The organism is Paenibacillus sp. J22R160 (genome assembly GCF_059692135.1).
In genome coordinates this window covers 92,643-110,023 of the sequence record NZ_JCAUAU010000005.1, presented here as the reverse complement: position 1 = coordinate 110,023, position 17,381 = coordinate 92,643, and the positions used below count along the sequence as shown (strand labels likewise).

The window sequence follows — 17,381 nt, the reverse complement described above, 5'->3', positions numbered from 1 at the left end:
AATAGAAAGTAAAATCGGTACTATATCATTAATGGATATATCCATAATTGATATATCATAAATGGATACAAAGAACGGATGTGATGCTTTGTCTAGAAACAATTCATTAACAGCTGAGCAGTTGACCGACTCCGCGTACTACATCATGCTATCCTTGTTAACTCCCAGGCATGGTTACGGGATTATGAAGTATATTGAAGAAGAGTTAACGAATGGGGAAGTGTCCATCGGCTCTGCAACCATGTATACATTAATCAAGAAATTGCAGGAAGCCGGCTATATTCTGCTGGATGAGAATGACACGGAACGCAGAAAGACATATACCGCTACAGAGAAAGGAAAGGCCATTACTTTTAACGAGATAGAACGAAGAGCAAGAATGGCGCACCATGGCAAGATCGCACTAGAATCTGAATCGGAGGCGAAGACGAATGAGTAAAACTCGATATGTCCTGTCAGGCGGTTTGGCTTTTACGGAAGAAAAGGATATGAGGAAATTAAGTCAATGGGCAGAGAAAGGCTGGATGCTCGAATCCTTTGCATTCCTGGGGTATTCGCTGCGTAAAGGGGAACCGCAGTCTCTTCAATATTCGATGGATATTCAGGATTTGAATAAAGCCGATCGAGAGGATTATTATGACATGTTCAGAGCCGGGGGATGGGAGCCGGTTTGTTCATCAGGTGATACCATTCACATATTTAAAGCCAAGTTAGGCACAAAACCGATCCATTCGGATAACGATACCTTATACGAAAAATATCGCGGTGGAGCAAAGCCTCTGAAGTCAATGTTCATCGTGCTGGGGTTAGTGGCCGTAGCTTCGTGGATCATTCAGTATATGTCCAACGTGCTCGCGTGGAGTGGTGTGATCACCAATATTTTCGTAGCAATCTGTGCCATGAGTGTTGTCTTACTTGTCCCGGTCCTTATGACTTATGGCGCTTTTCTTTGGAGGTCCAGACGGATCCGGTAAAAAAAGGAATCTTCCCTAAACCTGTCGAATTTTAATGAATAAAGACTCAGTAGAGTTTATAGTGCAGGGGGCGAAGACTTGAATCCGAAATTCAATCATCATAAATTTGTAGTTAGAAAACAGATTCTTTCTCTAGTTGGCGCTAAAATTGATATTTTCGACATGAATGAAAAGGCAATTCTGTTCTCGAAGATGAAAGCCTTCAAGTTGAAGGAAGACATCCGAATATACGGTGATGAAACCATGCAAGATTGTTTGATCAGCATTCAAGCTCGAAGCGTCATTGATTTTTCCGGGATCTTCGATGTAGTTGATGTTGAAACCGGGAGCAAGATAGGTTCTTTGCGACGCAAAGGAATGAAGTCGATCCTCAAGGATGAATGGGTGATTTTGAACGCAAGTGAGACGGAGATCGGATTGATTAAGGAAGATAACGTGCTGCTTGCTCTTTTACGAAGATTCCTAACGAACTTGATTCCTCAGCATTACCATGTAGAGATGAACGGGACCAAAGTCGCTGCATACAAACAAAATTTCAACCCGTTCGTCCAAAAACTGAACCTCGATTTTTCTGCTGACCAGGGCGGCAAACTTGATCGCCGCTTGGGCCTCGCCGCCGCTGTTCTATTGATTGCCGTCGAGGGCAGTCAAGGATAGCGTGCAATAGTTTTATAACAACGTCACCACGATGCGTGGTGACGTTGTTTGTCATGATCAAATCGTCCTTGATTATTCCTGGCTTGATGGGGTAATGTTTTATTAATAATTTTATATGACAAATACCAACAGATTATGCGTCTTCTTTGCGATATACTAGTGAATAGTCCGGTTTTGTAGGGCATTTAAACTTTGGAGGTTATTTACATATGGAAACGGGTACTGTTAAGTGGTTTAATGCGGAAAAAGGTTTTGGCTTCATTCAAAGGGAAAGCGGGGAAGATGTATTCGTTCATTTTTCTGCCATTCAAGGAGAAGGATTTAAATCTTTGGACGAAGGTCAACGTGTTGAATTCAATGTTGTTAAAGGTCAACGTGGACCTCAAGCAGAGAATGTTGTAAAACTGTAACACTGACATCGAAGCCTGTTCTTGACTCGTTCAAGAGCAGGCTTTTTAACTATCGGATATGATAAAGCTGACCTAGCGTCATCGGTAACGGTGGGGCAGTTTCGAGTTCGAACTTGAAAGTAACAATAAGGTAACTTACTTTAGAATTATTCACTCCTTCTCATAACAGGAATGACTATTTATAATTGAAAATGTAAGAAGAAATTAGGGATCGTCTAAGAGGTGCTCATGCAAATCATTCGTGATATTCGTAAGTTTGTTTCAGTCCCCGGAGCGAGAACGCTGCTTACTATGTTATTTTTATACGGCATAGGTACAGGCATTTTAGCACCTATGAATGCAGTATATCTCAACGAGAGTATTGGACTTTCAAAAGTACAGATTGTTGTCGTTTTCGCGGTATCACTGTTCTGCAATATAGCCATTACGATTACCGTTGGTTGGATCAGTGACAGTTTGAAAAATAAGAAGAAACTACCGGTTCTTGCGGCCTTACTTTGCATCATCGGGTTGTTCATCTATATGAATGCCTCTGACTTTCAGAGTGCGCTCATTGGAATGACGATAACAGTTGCACCGTCCGGATTGATTATGGGGCAGCTGTTTGGGATGGCTAGAAATCATTTTTCCCGTAGCGCCGGCGACATTGTAGAAATGGCCCAAATATGGCTTCGTGCCTCCTATAGCATCGGATTTTTTGCGGGGCTGCTGCTTGGAGCGAACATCTTCCTCCTTGCAACGTTTAAGGGCGTACTATGGGGGAATATGGCAGGTTATGTGTGCTTGGTGGTTCTCTTGCTGTTGTATAAGGAATCAACGGGGGAACTGGGAGTAAAGCAAGTGGTCAAAGGAGAACCGTTCTCCCTTATTATGCTGGTTGCACTGCTTATGCTCTCTTGTGCCGATGCCATTCGAGGATTATATCTACAGCTTGTCGTATTAGAGCTGTTCGGTAAGCCGGAGATTATGTCCTATATATGGAGCGCGCAGGCGGTATTCGAGCTGTTTTTCATGACACTGGGCGGATATTTGGCGGCACGGTACGGTAGTAAGAAGATTATTTTGCTTGGCGGTTGTTTCGCGCTCGCCACTTACTTGACCTATACGATCAGTACCTCGCTTCCTGTCTTCTTTGTCGTCCAGCCATTGTATTCTTTCTTTGTTTCGATTCTTTACGGAGTTGCTATGGGATATGTGCAGAGGATGTTTTTAAGCCGAACAGGCTTTGGGGCAAGCTTATACGTGTTCATATCACAGACAGCTTCTTTAATCGGGTATTTCTTACCTCTGTTCATTCAAGGGATAACGCCGAAAATATTCCTAATACCAAGCGTTCTTGTTGCGCTTTCGATACTTATCATCGGAATGGTGTTGTATAGGGAAAGACGGTCTAATATGAGGAATTCGATAGTCATCGAGCAATCATAAAGACCTAGATATATCCTGCTATAAAAGTTTGAGAAACTAATACCTGGAGGGATTTGTTATGCGATATCGGAATTTGGGGACAAGCGGATTGGAAGTTTCGGTGCTAGGTTTGGGCACAAATGCTTTCGGTGGGCGCGCTGACAAAAACACATCGATTCGAGTACTGCATCACGCTGTTGACAATGGAATCACGTTCATTGACACGGCCAATGTTTATACAGGCACGAAGTCGGAAGAGATTATTGGAGAAGCGTTTGAAGGACGGCGGCATGAAGTGCTCTTTGCGACAAAAGTGGGTATAAAACTAGGAGAAGGTCCGAACACCAGAGGTTCTTCGCGTCAGCATATTCTGAAGGAAATTGAGGCTAGTTTGCGCCGCTTGCGAACGGATTACATTGACCTGTACCAGATCCATGTTTTTGATCCGATGACATCGCTTGAAGAGACTCTCCGTACGCTGGATGATCTGGTAACTTCCGGAAAAGTGAGATACGTGGGGGCCTCAAATTATGCATCGTGGCAAATGATGAAGTCCTTGGCCATAAGCGAAAGTCAACATCTGATCAAGTATGTTTCGGTTCAACCGGGATATTCATTGGCTGATCGTGGAGTGGAAAGGGAGCTGATTCCATTCTGCTTTGATCAAGGGATCGGAATCATTCCCTATTTTCCTCTGGCAGGAGGTATTCTTACAGGAAAATACTCGGGAGGTTCTGTACCAAGCGGATCCCAGTTGGACATGAACCCAAACTTTGTGCGGCGTGTGAACTCAGCCCGAGTGGAACTGGGTGAACAGGTGGCCAAGATTGCTGCGGAGATCGGTACATCGGCCACGGCCCTCTCGCTGGCTTGGTTGCTGCACCGGCCTGCGGTAAGCACCGTCATCGCCGGAGCGACCCGTGAATACCAAATCGATGAGAATTTGAAGGCGGTTAACCTTGAGCTTACCGAGGACGTTCTGAAATCGCTCGATGAAATAAGTAAAGACTTTATCTATTCACCTCCATTTTGAAGGATATGGGAAGAACTATTGTTTCGGAACGATTATCTAGGATGCTACCAATTAGGCGATCGGAGGTGAAAGAAGAATGATTTACGAATTGAGAATTTATACCATTTATCCAGGAAGAATTGATGCGATTCGAAAGCGTTTTTCCGATCATACGCTTGGTATTTTTGCCAGACTCGGCATGCAGGTGTGTGATTTCTGGGAGGATTTGGAGGAGCAGCCTAAGCTGTATTACACGATGAAATACGAAAGCATGGAAGAACGGACAAGACAGTGGGAAGCTTTCTCGCAGGACAAGGAGTGGAACGAAGTGAAACAATTATCCGAGCAGAATGGAAAAATTGTTGAATCCGTCGAACAGATATTTATGAAAAGAGCAGAATATTTTAAAGGATAGATTCAGGAGGAGTTATCAATTAATGAATGCCGCCCGGCTTCCGTGAGGAGAACAGGGCGGTTTTTTTTACATATAAGAATTTATATGGTTTGGGGCAAGCGAAGCTTACCCCTTATTTAATGCTTGTTGGTGGGGGGGGAATAACGGGAAATTCTCCAGTTAAATATGGCGGCGAAAGAGGGCGCGGGTAGAATTACTGGAGTTTCTCCAGTTAATTCAGCCGGTGCTACCCGATGTTATGCGAAACTTGAGGAATTAGCAGGAGAATTTCCATCTATTGGCCTGGGCCGAGGTGAAATGAACAAATTAGTTGTATGATTTACCGTTAAAATTTAAGTGATAGGTGATAGGTGATAGGTGATAAGTGATAGGCGATAGGTGATAGGTGATAGGTAATAGGTGATAAGTGATAAGTGATAAGTGATAGGCGATAGGTGATGTGTGAGGTCTGGGGGTAATTGGTGAATGAGAGTGATGAGTATTCGGTGATGGGTAGTGAGTAGTGAGTAGTGGGTAATGGGTAATGTGTGGGTGATAAGTGATGGGATGAGGCGGCGAAGGGACGGCAGATCAGCAAGGTCGAAGGCTTACGTTGTATTTTATACAACATAAAGGTGTGGTCTGAGCGCGAATGCAGTCTTTCATTGCACAAAATACAACCATTTATTGCGAAAAGGTGAGATGCAAGCGGTTTAGTGCTTAAATGGTTGCACAATGTACAATATAGAGGCGTGCTGAGGCCCAGTTACAACTAAATGGTTGCACAAAGTACAACCTAGAACGCTGTAGGAGTAGCAACTTATTCTCTTCCTCTCACAGCCGCGGAAGTCTATTACTGGCAGATGTAACTAGAGGCGGTGACGGCAACGCCCGAACAGCCCGTAACAACAAAGCATAGCCAGATCCCCAATATGGATCTAACTAAGTTTTTTTGTTGCTACCAAGCGGCGATTACTTCTTCGCTGCTTCCGCTTTGTGCTGCTGCACAATCTCTTTCAAAAATTTTTTCATCTCTCAAATCCACAATTAAAACAAAATAAAACAAATGTAAAGCACGAATTATTACTTGTATTTAACATGGGGATTACAAATGCTAGGTAAGATATACATATAGAAACAACCAAATCCAACTTGAGGTGAAGATATGCCAACCAAACAAGAGCATCTAGCATTCATGAAAACGGAAGGCGATATTAATTTAACGGAAGCAAGGTCCGAATGGTGGACAGCCCATATTGATGAAGCAGCACGAGGATATTTGCAAGAGGATGAGGATGTTTTTTTACACCAAACGTTGTCAACGCCTTGTCTGAATGTGCTGACCTCCTGTGAAGGGATCTATGTAGAAGATAGTCAAGGGCGCAGAATCATGGATTTCCATGGCAATAACGTGCATCAGCTTGGTTTTGGCCATCCCGCTGTTATTGAAGCCGTTAAACAGCAGTTGGACCAGCTATCTTTCTGTACGAGAAGATATACGAATTTGCCTGCCATTGAGCTTGCTAATAAATTAGTTGCTTTAACAGACGGAGCACTGCAAAGAGTTCTCTTCGCGCCAGGAGCAACATCCGCCATCGGCATGGCGCTTAAGCTTGCACGCGCAGTAACAGGGAAATACAAAACATTATCGATGTGGGGGGCCTTTCACGGAGCATCGCTAGATGCGATATCGGTGGGCGGAGAGGGAGCTTTTCGCCGCGGCTTAGGTCCATTGCTTCCAGGCGCTGAGCATGTGATCCCTTTTAACTCGTATCGCTGTGTGTTTGGTTGTCAGGATGAAGCGCACTCCCTCTGTTTGAAGCCTATTGAATATGTGCTTGAACAGGATGGAGAGATCGGCGCCGTAGTCATCGAAACCATTCGAAACACGGATGTGCAAATTCCGCCTGTCGCTTATTATCAGAAGCTGCGAGAACTTTGTGATCGCTATGGCGCTTTGTTGATCGTCGATGAGACGGCAACGGCGTTTGGTCGAACAGGGAAAATGTTCGCCTACCAGCATTACGGGATTGAGCCCGACATGATGGTGTTGGGTAAAGGCTTAGGCGGGGGCGTATTCCCGATGGCTGCTTTGCTCGTGAAGGAAGAGTTGAACAAAGCGCAGCAAATGTCGATCGGGCATTACACGCATGAGAAATCGCCGGTAGGAGCTGCTGCAGGACTGGCGACCATCCGAGTCATCGAGGAAGAGAATCTGCTAGAGCATGCCAACCATCTGGCTGATCTCATGGCGAAGCGTTTGAAAGCCATGATGGAGGCTTATCCCATTATCGGAGATATTCGCCAAATCGGTTTACTCGTTGCTGTTGAGCTTGTAACCGATCGTGTGAGTAAGGAACCTGCCGTGCAAGAGGCAGAGCGCGTCATGTATAGCTGCTTGGGAAGAGGGCTTAATTTTAAAGTGTCCAAGGGGAATGTTCTTACGCTTTCACCTCCTTTAATTATTACGGAGGATCAACTAAATGAAGCCCTGGATATTCTGGAAATGAGCATTGCAGAACTCGAACTGTAGGGCGCCCGCAATGAGAATAAGAAGAGGCATAGCGATTCATCGCTATGCCTCTTCTATCATTTGTGCCATATTATAGCTCAAACATTCGATGTATGTCATAGGTTTGTGTGAGGTTGAATAGGATGGGGTCGGGACCTTCATCCGCAAAAAGAATCTTATATGATATAATTTGTTATATGGAACAAATCGTTATGGACGAGCATTGGGAGGCAGTAATGGTAACGAGTAACAAGCTGAACGTCCCTCTTCATAGATATTGGCAAGAGCAGCAAGGAGATATATCTAGTTTTCTAACCATCGCAGAGGGCATTACGGAAGTGGTCATGGACTTGCATAACAATGACAATGTCCATCGTCGATTGAGCCCGGAAACGATTTTATTCGAAGTTAACGATAGCAGATGGGCTTCAAAACAAGCACCCCCTGTCACAATTACCTTGCGTACTGAGCTGACTGAACCATCCTGGGCGTATCGTGCGCCGGAACAGTCGGGTCGATTGAAGCCGGACACGGATGCGCGCACGGATTTGTATGCCCTAGGGGTAATATTCTATGAACTTCTGGTGGGAGAACTTCCTTACCAAGCTGATGAGCCAACGGAATGGATTTATGCTCATTTGGCGAAGCTCCCCACACATCCGAGTGAATTGAATCACCGCATCCCGCAAAAGATTGGCGACATCATCATAAAGCTGATGGCCAAAACACTTGAAGAGCGATATCAGAGTGCGTATGGTCTTTTAAACGATATCAAAAAGTGTAAAAGTGATTGGGATCTTAATGGCTTTATTGGAGCTTTCGCTCTAGGAAGCAAGGACTTTGTAGGTCATTTGCGAATGCCCATCTTTCTAAGCGGGCGAGAACAGGATATGACTTCCTTAACGGACTCTTATTCAGACAGCTTGAATGGTAAGACGGGATTTGTAGTCGTTAGCGGAGGGGCAGGTATCGGGAAGACGACACTTATTCGTGAATGGTACAGATCGCAGCAGCAAGAGAGAGGTTATTTCATCTCGGGAAAAGCGGATCCGCTCATAAGAGAAGTCCCGTATGCGCCGTTAATTCAAGCCTTTCAAGAACTCATTCATCGGCTCCTTTCAGGGAGTGCTGAACAGTTAACGCGATGGAAGGACAAGCTGACCGCGGCACTTGGTGACCATGCAGGCATTGTGACAGAGATGATTCCGAACATGAAGCTGATTATTGGCGAGCAGCCTGATGCCGAGACATTGCCGTGGACGGAGTCTAGAAACCGGCTCCATTTTGCTTTTCGAGCGATGATCCGTACGTTTGCTGGAAAAAGATCACCTTTTATTTTGTTTCTGGATGATGTGCATTGGGCGGATGCCGCCACGTTGGATTTTATTCGCGGTGTCTCAGAAAGTCGGGATCTAGATTATTTCTTATGTATAATCGCGTATCGCGATAAAGAAATTCAGCCTGCACATTGGTTAAATAATCATAATCTGGCTGAGTGGGATCATCGGCGAATTGTGCTCTCTTCTTTAACGTTGCTGGAAACAGAACGATTTCTGTGCCAAACGTTACATGTGGAAGAGTCAAGAGGGCGATCACTGGCCGAAGCGATTTTCCAGAAAACTGCCGGCAATCCACTCTATATGAAGCAATTCGTACACTCTCTATATGAGAGTAAGTGGCTGCGTTTTGATACGCGTAAGGAAATTTGGCTGTGGGATGCAGACGAAATTCGCAACCAGGATACACTTGGCGATGGTTGGGATTTTATGCTGGACAAGCTCCCCTATCCAACGGGTTCTGTATTACGCCTGGCTGCGTGTATTGGCTATTCGTTTGATTTACACACGCTAGCTGCTATTTGCCAACAATCTCCCGAACAAGTGATGGAACAATTGGAGCCTGCGCTGAGGGAAGGATTAGTTCTTCCTGTTAGAGAACGTGAAAGGTGGCATGCGCTATCTATGGCAGCAGATTCCTCGTTGGTAGAATCGACAGATCCGAATGTGTGGTTCGTGTTTATTCACGATACGATTAGGCAGGCTGCCTATGGAGCCGTGACTCCCGAAGAGAAAGATACGGTACACGCCGGAATTGGTCGTTATCGATGGGGGCTTCAAACGGTGGAAAAGCCGGATGACCAAGTGTATACGACGCTATATCATCTAATGCTTGGGAAGAATCGATTGACTGACCGTCAGGAACAACGGCTTGTCGCCGAAATGGCTTTGCAGGCAAGTCGTAAAGCTAGAAAGTCGGCAGCGTATTCGTCAGCAGCGACTTATCTTGCATTCGGTACAGGGCTTCTGATCGACAAGGATTGGGAAGAGCACCATACGCTAATTTATGATATGTATATGGAACGCATGCAAGCTGAGGTGTTAAGCGGTCACTTGGACACGGGGGAGCTGCTTTTCGAACAGCTCATCGCGCACACTCATAATCGTTTGGAAGAGCTTCGGACTTATGCGGTGAAGCTGGAACTTGATATCAATCGCGGCAATGCCAGAGAGGCTTTTCAGGCTGGTGTGCAGCTGCTAGGCAGATTGGGAATTGAACTTCCAAGTCAAGTCGGGGCTGCTAGGCGCCAAAAGGAACTGAGCCAAACGCGCAGATTGCTTCGTGAAGAAATGGAGCGCGAGCTGCATCCTGAACGCAGCCAGGAAGCTTCACCGTACCAATTGGCCATTCTGCAACTGCTGCCGATCGTGGCGCGAGCTTCCTCTTTTGTCGATATGAATCTATTCGTCGTGATCATATGCCGAAGTATACGCTTGATGCTTGCCCGCCATGCGGCGAACCAGTTTCCGGAAATCATTGCGATCTTTGCCTCATATATTTCCAGCGAGGAGGGCGGGCATAGGGAAGGATGCGAGCTCTCGAAAGCAGCACGGTATCTAGGCGATGCGACCCACTCGCCACTTAAAGCGAAGCTTTCGTTTATTTATGCCTTAACTCACTTCTGGCGTATAAGCGCTCAGGAGTCGTGGCCTTTATTTAAAGAAGCTCATCGACTTAGTCTCGCAAGCGGCGATATGTATTATGCCGGTTTTTCGCTTCGCGGCATGAAGTTCAGCTTGTTTTTCGGTGGACATTTGGAAGAGCTGCTCGAATTTTGCCAAGTTCAGGGCGGCGCTTTTCATAAAAAAGACCCTTTCATTATGAAATCGTTCACGTTATATCAGCAGTTTGCAAAGTGTCTAAAGGGAGAGACGGCAGGTCGTCTAACGCTGAATGATGATTCGTTCGATGAGAATTCGTTCCTTAAATCGATGAGCCCTGCAGAGTCCCGCATAGGACTTGTGTTTGAATATTCTATTTGCAAAATTCAACTGCTGTACGTATTCGGACAGTATCGCGAAGCTGCGCAGCTTTGGGAACAGACGGAGCATAGCGAGCGATACTACAAGTATCATTCGCATTTGCCCGAGGGGATGTTGTACGGCTTTTTAGCCATGTCCGCGGTCTATCGTGAGCAAACCGAGTCGCAACAGGTGCTGGCGGACGGGAAGATGCGAAGTATGCTGGGTCAAATGCAAAAGTGGTCAGAGCTAGGGCCAAGTCACTTCTTGCCTAAGTTATTGCTTATGAAGGGAGAGGCAGCTCGGCTGAAAGGAAGAGGGGAGCAAGCATTATCCTGTTACGATGAGGCGATAGATGCAGCGCGTGAGAACGGATATACACATTTGGAGGCAATTGCCTGCGAGCTTGCTGGAAAATTACTTCTAGCCATTGGGAAAAAGAAGTTTGCAAAAACGTACCTTTTGGATGCGCATCATGGCTTTAAGGTATGGGGAGCCAGCGAAAAGTGCTTGCAGCTTCGCGAGCACTTTTCCGATTCATTTGTACGGACGAATGAGGAAAGCAGAGTATGGGAGCAGGATTTGAAGCTCACTCGCGAGTCTGTTCAAGCCGATCACAAGGAAGGGAACGAGGAGCCTCCTGTGGAGGTGGAGCGGGATATGTTCAAGAAAGCGGCAGCTCGATTAACCCAAGCCTACGGCTTTGAACAACTGCTCGGTCATTATTTAGTAACCCTCATGGAAAATGCAGGAGCAGCCAAAGGGTTCTGGATTGTGAATAAAGCCGGAGATTTGTGGATCGAAGCCGAGCATGATATAAATCGAAACATATCAAAGAGCGGGCACTCAGCCTCGCTGGAAAGTTGTTTTGATTTACCGATTTCGGTGATCCGATTCGTTGCCAGAACCAAGCAATCGCTTATACTCGAGGATGCCCATCTGGACGACTTATTCGCTTGGGATCCGTATATTCGCAGTGTTCGTCCGCGTTCGATTATTTGCTTGCCTGTTCAGCAGTTGGACCGATTGGCCGGAATTGTCTATTTGGAGAATGAGGCGATGACTGGGGCGCAAGCCAGCCAACGTCTGGAGCTTATGCAGATGATGTCTGCTCAGCTAGCTGTGCTCAATCGTTTTGCCAGTGAGGGTACAGTTGGAAAAATAGAGCCGCTTGTCATGGATACAGGAAAGCCGAAGCTTGAAGCCAGTCTGCTCACCCAGTCGCTGACAGAGCGTGAGAAGGATGTGCTGCAGCTAATGGTGAAGGGCTTATCGAATCCAGAGATTGCGCAAAGACTTGAACTGGCCGTAGGCACAGTCAAAAACATCACGTTGTCCATTTACGGCAAGCTGCAAGTGAACCGCCGTACACAGGCAGTTGCCAAGGCGAAGGATTGGAATATTTGGGAGTAGTATGCAGGGCGGTAATTTATGAATGAGCTAGGCAGATCAGATCTGCTTGGCTCATTTTTTGTTGTACGGGGAGTTCTAACGCAAGATAGGACTTTTTTCTCACTTTATTTCGTGAAAATGACCTTTGGTACTATCGAGGATTGTCGAATTGCGCGTAGAATGTGGGAGTTCCAAATAAGTTGGTGTCATCAAAAGGAGGCTTTATGAGAAAAATTTGGGGGCTCTTCACGAGCATGTTGCTATTGGCAGGTGTCGCCGTACCATTCCCAATAACAGCAGGGGCTGCTACTTTAGCGCCGGCTGGAGCTGTCAAGCAGCCTACAGCAGTCATGATTAGTTCAATCGGAGCCACGGTCTCTCCGGTAAACGGCAACTATTTTTTTACGGCAGGACAGACGCTCAAGATAAATGTTTCTTTCGAATCGTCGAGTCCCTCTGTGAAATGTGATATGGAATCAACGATCCCCATTTCCATAAACGGTACGCAAGATTGGATCCGTTTGTATAATGCCGTGTTCGAGGGATACTCATCTCCGGTATATGCTAGAGGCATTACCGCGGATATGCCCTCGGGACTTGTAAATATTCAAAGAGGTCCTGATGGCTGCGGTCCTTCTGATGGCGTGAACTTGCCTGCGAATAGTTGGACAGCAACCTCAAATGGGACGACTTATTTTACAGATGGCACGTCCTTGAATAATGTTGCCTATTTCAAAAGCTTGATTCAAACGCCTATCTATATCGACAATACCGCACCGACAATCACGTTTGCCAATCTGCCAGCAGATACGAGCTATAAGAAAACATTAGGAATAACCGTTACTGCCAGTGATTTGCCGCTGAACGAAAACGTTAAGCTTTCTTATACGTGGACACAAAGCCAGACAGCACCCGCTGCTTCAGAAATCAATACGGTTATTGCAAGCGGTGCTGCCGCAACAGACCCGGCAACGCCTGGTATATTCTTCCTGCACACGAAAGCAGTGGACGTTGTAGGTCATGAAGTCATCCAAACCAAAGGACCCTTTTATTTGGATAACACGGTTCCAACGCTTACTTTCGGCAAGCAGTCGGATGCGATGTACAAAAAGAGTCATGGTGTGACAATCACGACGACAGATACACCGACAGCAGCTAACACGAGTCTCTTCTACGTGTGGACACAGAGCGCAACGCCACCAGCTGCATCAGGTATTTCAGGAAGTCTCATTAACGGGGCCGCCCCCATTGATCCAACAGGTACAGGCGCTTATTACTTACATGCAAAAGCCATTGACCTTGCAGCGAATACAATCATTAAAACAGCGGGTCCTTTTAATTACGATAACCAAGCGCCAACAGCTGTCATGAATCCGACTTCGGGAACAGCAAAGGCGAGCCATACACTAACCTACACGGTTGCCGATCCGCATTCTGGTGTGAAACAAGTTGGCTACGAATGGTTCAAAGACGGTGTTTCTTACTCAACCGGAACAGGGAGCATCAGCGGAGGCACGCTCACCGTACCGAATAGTGTGGAAGGAAGCTATAAGCTGAAGTTAACGGTTAGTGATAATTTAAATAACGTTGGAACCGTAGAAAGCTCCAATTTTATCATTGATAAGACAGCACCGAGCGTCACATTTACGGCACAGGGCAATAGTGCGCCAGGCGTTTCCCGCCAAGTAGGTGTTACATTACTGGATGCGAAGGGCACGTTAGGGCAAGCGTTTTACTTATGGGGAACGAGTGTAACGACTCCTGCTGCGAATGATCCTGGTTGGCAGATGTTTTTTGATGGAACAGGTGGGAAAACGACTTCAACCGCAACGCTCTCTTCTCCCACAGGAGCTAACGGCACGCAATTCCTGCATATTAAGACAACAGACAGTGCAGGCAATATGGGGTATGCAAAAACAACGCAGGGCTTTGTCCTCGATAATACGAAACCGACGGTAACTTTTACACTGCCTAGTACATCCGCCTACAGCAAGACACTTTCAACGGATTTGAATTTGACGGATAACATGACAACAAACCCGGCGAATTTTGTGATCAAATATGCGGTTACGACGCAAGCGACAACGGATGGGAACGACTCGGCGTGGACAACGTCTACGATTAGAACGCTTTCCATAACGAACAAAACGGGCATTTTTTATATTCATACCAAGGTTTATGATGAAGCGGGAAACTGGGCTCTGACAACTGGCGGACCCTACAAGCTCGATAATGAGTTCCCAACAGGTGCTATAAGTGTACCGAAAAAGTTTACGAATGTTGCGACAGTGCCCATTCAGCTGAACGCCACGGATTTGCAAGGCACGGTGGATAAGATGAGATTTACCGTTGATGGCGGCGTATGGGGGAGTTGGGAGACATTTACTACTAGCAAAACGATAACCATTCCTGCGACACAAGGTCTGCGAACGATAGCGGTTCAGTTTATGGATTCTGCGGGCAATATCTCTACGACATATTCGGATACAGTGACCTTCGACAACACGAAACCGGTTATGACGAATATGATCTATAGCACAACCGCATGGACGAATCAGTCTGTGTCTGCGACATTGTCAGCTACGGATAATGTGTCGCTATCCGCTGACATAACGGTAGATGGGCTTACGGGGTTGACCTATCTCTTTCAGTCCAATGGCACCTATACGTTCAATTTCCGAGATAAGGCTGAAAATGTGAACACGGCTACGGCAACCGTAACTTGGATCGATAAGACGATGCCGGTCATTACGTTGAGCGCCAATGGATCATCTCAGCAGAAAACGGTGAGCACAGTCGTTTATGCTACGGATTCGGGGGCTCCGCAGAGTGAGCTAACGTATGCGCATGCCTGGTCGATGTCAAATACGACTGAGCCAACGGCGTGGACGTCACTAGGTGCAGATCATAAAGCGGTTAAAAACGAAGGGGACGGCACTTGGTATTTATGGGCGAAAGTGACAGATAAAGCGGGGAATGTTACGACATTCTGCAGTAATCCGTTTCTGCTGGATAACACAAGTCCCATAGGTACGGTATCGTACAAGCCTGCCGGCTTGACGGCCAATAATGTGACGGCAACACTCACGACCAACGAGCCAGTCATAGTAACGAATACGGAGCTAGGCAAAAAAGAGCGCATATTTACAGACAATGGCCAGTTCCAGTTTGAATTTAAGGATGCTGCGGGGAATGTAGGAGTCGCTGTAGCCAACGTCCAATGGATTGATCGCAGTTTGCCATCATCCGATGTCACACTCACCCCGAGCGGTTGGACGAACGGGCCTGTCCGCGTCACAATCGAGGCGGCAGGAAGTCCTGATCGAGAATTAATGGATTTTACGATCAATGGTGAAGCGCAAGTCATTAGTCAAACTGTGACGAAGGTTGTGTATGAATTTACGACGAACGGATCCCTGCACTATAAAGTGCGTAATGTGAGTACAGGTCTTGTAAGCGCTGATGAGGTCTTCGTTGACAAAATCGATCAACAACCGCCTGCGGGGGAGTTGGTATACAGTAAGGAAAGCCCGACGAATCAGGATGTTACCGTTACACTCATGACCTATGATGATAATAATGGGCCAGTTACGATTCTAAATAACGGTGGCAGTCCTTGGTATACCTTTACAGAGAACGGGCAATTCACATTCGAGTATGAAGATGAGGCCGGCAATATCGGCCACCAGACTGCGGCGGTGAGCTGGATGGATAAGGCGGCGCCTCAGGCAGAGCTCAGATTCAGCAGATCCACTTGGACGAAGGATAATGTTGATGTCGAAATCTCCTTCACGGATCAGTCTGCCGTTACGGTAACGAACAATGGCGGCAGTAAACGGTATACGTTTACAGACAATGGTATGTTCGTGTTTGAATATCGCGATGCTGCAGGCAATGAAGGACAGACGGTTGCATCTGTTACCTATATCGATCGAGAAGCTCCTGAGGCCATTGTTACCTACAGCCATATAGGTTGGACGAATCAGGATGTCGAGGCAACGTTGACCGCCAAAGATAACTCGGGCATGCCTGTACAAATTCTTAGTATTGGCAACAACACACATACGTTTACACAGAATGGATCCTTTACTTTTGTGTTTCAAGATCTAGCTGGAAATCAGCGGGAGTTGGTCGCAACCGTTGATCGGATTGATAAGACGCCGCCTGTCGCTGCTATTCAATATTCCGAATCGACAAAGACGAGATCTGATGTGCGAGCAACAGTTCTAGCGAATGAGCCGATCACCGTGATTGGCAATAATGGCAACACGGCTTATGACTTCACAAGCAATGGGACCTATAATTTCGCAGTTGTTGATAGGGCTGGTAATCAAGGCTTCGTTCAGGCGTCGGTCAATTACATCGATCGAACACCTCCCGCACCGCGATTATCGTACAGTACGACCACAGCGACCAAGGAGGATGTCATCGTAACGGTAGATACGGATGAGCCGTTCTATGTATTGAACAATAACCGAGCGAAGCAGGTTGTGTTTAAGGATAACGGTACGTTCACTTTCTATCTGCAGGATGTCGTAGGGAATTTGACGGAGATACAAGCCACGGTGAATAACATCAATAAGACGAAGGCGAAAGTGACCTATACCTATAGTGAAACATTGCCAACGAAAAATAATGTGAATGTAACGATTACAGCAGATCAAGCACTTACTTATGTAGGTTTGAGTGGAAATGTGGTCACGTTTACGAGCAACGGCACGCGTTGGATCGACGCTGTAGATGCGCTTGGCAATAAATATGCGCTGCGCATCGATGTGAGCAATATTGATCGCGAAGAACCGAAGTTTACATTTATCGGCGGCGGGCAATTGCTGCTTGGAGTGGGAGCCGTTGTGAATCCGCTAACAGATGTCACAGCGACAGATCTTGTGGATGGTGATATGACCGCAAAAATTAGCGTTACTCAAAATACGATCAATCCACGAATACCTGGTGAATATGCGGTCGTTTATAAAGTGAAGGATCGTGCAGGCAACGAAGCTGTAGTGACTCGGAAGGCGATTGTCATCGCACCGACCGAGTTCACGGTGTACGTCAATTCCGTGAAAGTACAAGATACGGATGTGATTGTGTATGGTGATGCGATTCAACTTTCGCTTTTCGGCATTCAAGGAACGAGCTCCGTCAAATGGGCCAAAGGTCCGAAAAGTATCGGAGATTTTAAGGCGAAAGCCAATCTGGTAAGCAATGGTATTTTGCCTATAACGGAATATGGCTATTACACCTTTTTAATTCAAAATCAAGAACGTCAAATGAAGCTTATTCGTGTGTATATTTTACCAAGACAAGCTTCTTAGGAGTGT

The 17,381-nt window shown here is 46.3% G+C and carries 10 protein-coding genes; all 10 read left to right on the top strand.

Annotation, left to right across the window (positions count from 1 at the left end; genetic code table 11):
- Positions 1-61 precede the first annotated feature (61 nt).
- The 10 genes from AC58UW_RS14220 (at position 62) to AC58UW_RS14175 (ending at position 17,375) form a co-directional block, all read left to right on the top strand.
- A complete protein-coding gene (locus tag AC58UW_RS14220; protein ID WP_497421299.1) occupies positions 62-439 on the top strand; it encodes a PadR family transcriptional regulator in 378 nt (125 codons plus the stop codon).
- Complete coding sequence (locus tag AC58UW_RS14215) at positions 432-974, top strand: DUF2812 domain-containing protein (protein WP_497421298.1); 543 nt, start codon at positions 432-434, stop codon at positions 972-974. The genes AC58UW_RS14220 and AC58UW_RS14215 overlap by 8 nt, the downstream gene beginning before the upstream one ends.
- Before the next feature lie 78 nt (positions 975-1,052).
- The gene (locus AC58UW_RS14210; RefSeq protein WP_497421297.1) at positions 1,053-1,631 is read left to right on the top strand and encodes a hypothetical protein; all 579 of its coding nucleotides are present in this window, start codon (positions 1,053-1,055) and stop codon (positions 1,629-1,631) included.
- A 209-nt stretch (positions 1,632-1,840) separates the two neighbouring features.
- Positions 1,841-2,041 (top strand): cold-shock protein, encoded by a 201-nt coding sequence (locus AC58UW_RS14205; protein WP_497421296.1) that lies wholly within the window; start codon positions 1,841-1,843, stop codon positions 2,039-2,041.
- Between the two features lie 228 nt (positions 2,042-2,269).
- Entirely contained in the window at positions 2,270-3,469 is a 1,200-nt protein-coding gene (locus tag AC58UW_RS14200; RefSeq protein WP_497421295.1) for an MFS transporter, read from the top strand.
- 58 nt (positions 3,470-3,527) lie between these two features.
- Entirely contained in the window at positions 3,528-4,481 is a 954-nt protein-coding gene (locus tag AC58UW_RS14195; RefSeq protein WP_497421294.1) for an aldo/keto reductase, read from the top strand.
- 76 nt (positions 4,482-4,557) lie between these two features.
- The gene (locus AC58UW_RS14190; RefSeq protein ID WP_497421293.1) at positions 4,558-4,875 is read left to right on the top strand and encodes an NIPSNAP family protein; all 318 of its coding nucleotides are present in this window, start codon (positions 4,558-4,560) and stop codon (positions 4,873-4,875) included.
- A 1,144-nt stretch (positions 4,876-6,019) separates the two neighbouring features.
- Positions 6,020-7,387, top strand: a complete 1,368-nt coding sequence (gene pbfA / locus AC58UW_RS14185) for a (R)-1-hydroxy-2-aminoethylphosphonate ammonia-lyase (RefSeq protein WP_497421292.1) — start codon at positions 6,020-6,022, stop codon at positions 7,385-7,387.
- 176 nt (positions 7,388-7,563) lie between these two features.
- Entirely contained in the window at positions 7,564-12,078 is a 4,515-nt protein-coding gene (locus AC58UW_RS14180) for an AAA family ATPase (RefSeq protein ID WP_497421291.1), read from the top strand.
- A 203-nt stretch (positions 12,079-12,281) separates the two neighbouring features.
- Positions 12,282-17,375, top strand: a complete 5,094-nt coding sequence (locus AC58UW_RS14175; protein WP_497421290.1) for an Ig-like domain repeat protein — start codon at positions 12,282-12,284, stop codon at positions 17,373-17,375.
- Positions 17,376-17,381: the final 6 nt, after the last annotated feature.

Coding starts and splice junctions, on each gene's coding strand:
- AC58UW_RS14195 (WP_497421294.1), top strand. CDS start 3,528: ATGCGATATCGGAATTTGGGGACAAGCGGATTGGAAGTTTCGGTGCTA.
- AC58UW_RS14180 (WP_497421291.1), top strand. CDS start 7,564: ATGGAACAAATCGTTATGGACGAGCATTGGGAGGCAGTAATGGTAACG.
- AC58UW_RS14220 (WP_497421299.1), top strand. CDS start 62: ATGGATACAAAGAACGGATGTGATGCTTTGTCTAGAAACAATTCATTA.
- pbfA (WP_497421292.1), top strand. CDS start 6,020: ATGCCAACCAAACAAGAGCATCTAGCATTCATGAAAACGGAAGGCGAT.
- AC58UW_RS14200 (WP_497421295.1), top strand. CDS start 2,270: ATGCAAATCATTCGTGATATTCGTAAGTTTGTTTCAGTCCCCGGAGCG.
- AC58UW_RS14215 (WP_497421298.1), top strand. CDS start 432: ATGAGTAAAACTCGATATGTCCTGTCAGGCGGTTTGGCTTTTACGGAA.
- AC58UW_RS14175 (WP_497421290.1), top strand. CDS start 12,282: ATGAGAAAAATTTGGGGGCTCTTCACGAGCATGTTGCTATTGGCAGGT.
- AC58UW_RS14205 (WP_497421296.1), top strand. CDS start 1,841: ATGGAAACGGGTACTGTTAAGTGGTTTAATGCGGAAAAAGGTTTTGGC.
- AC58UW_RS14190 (WP_497421293.1), top strand. CDS start 4,558: ATGATTTACGAATTGAGAATTTATACCATTTATCCAGGAAGAATTGAT.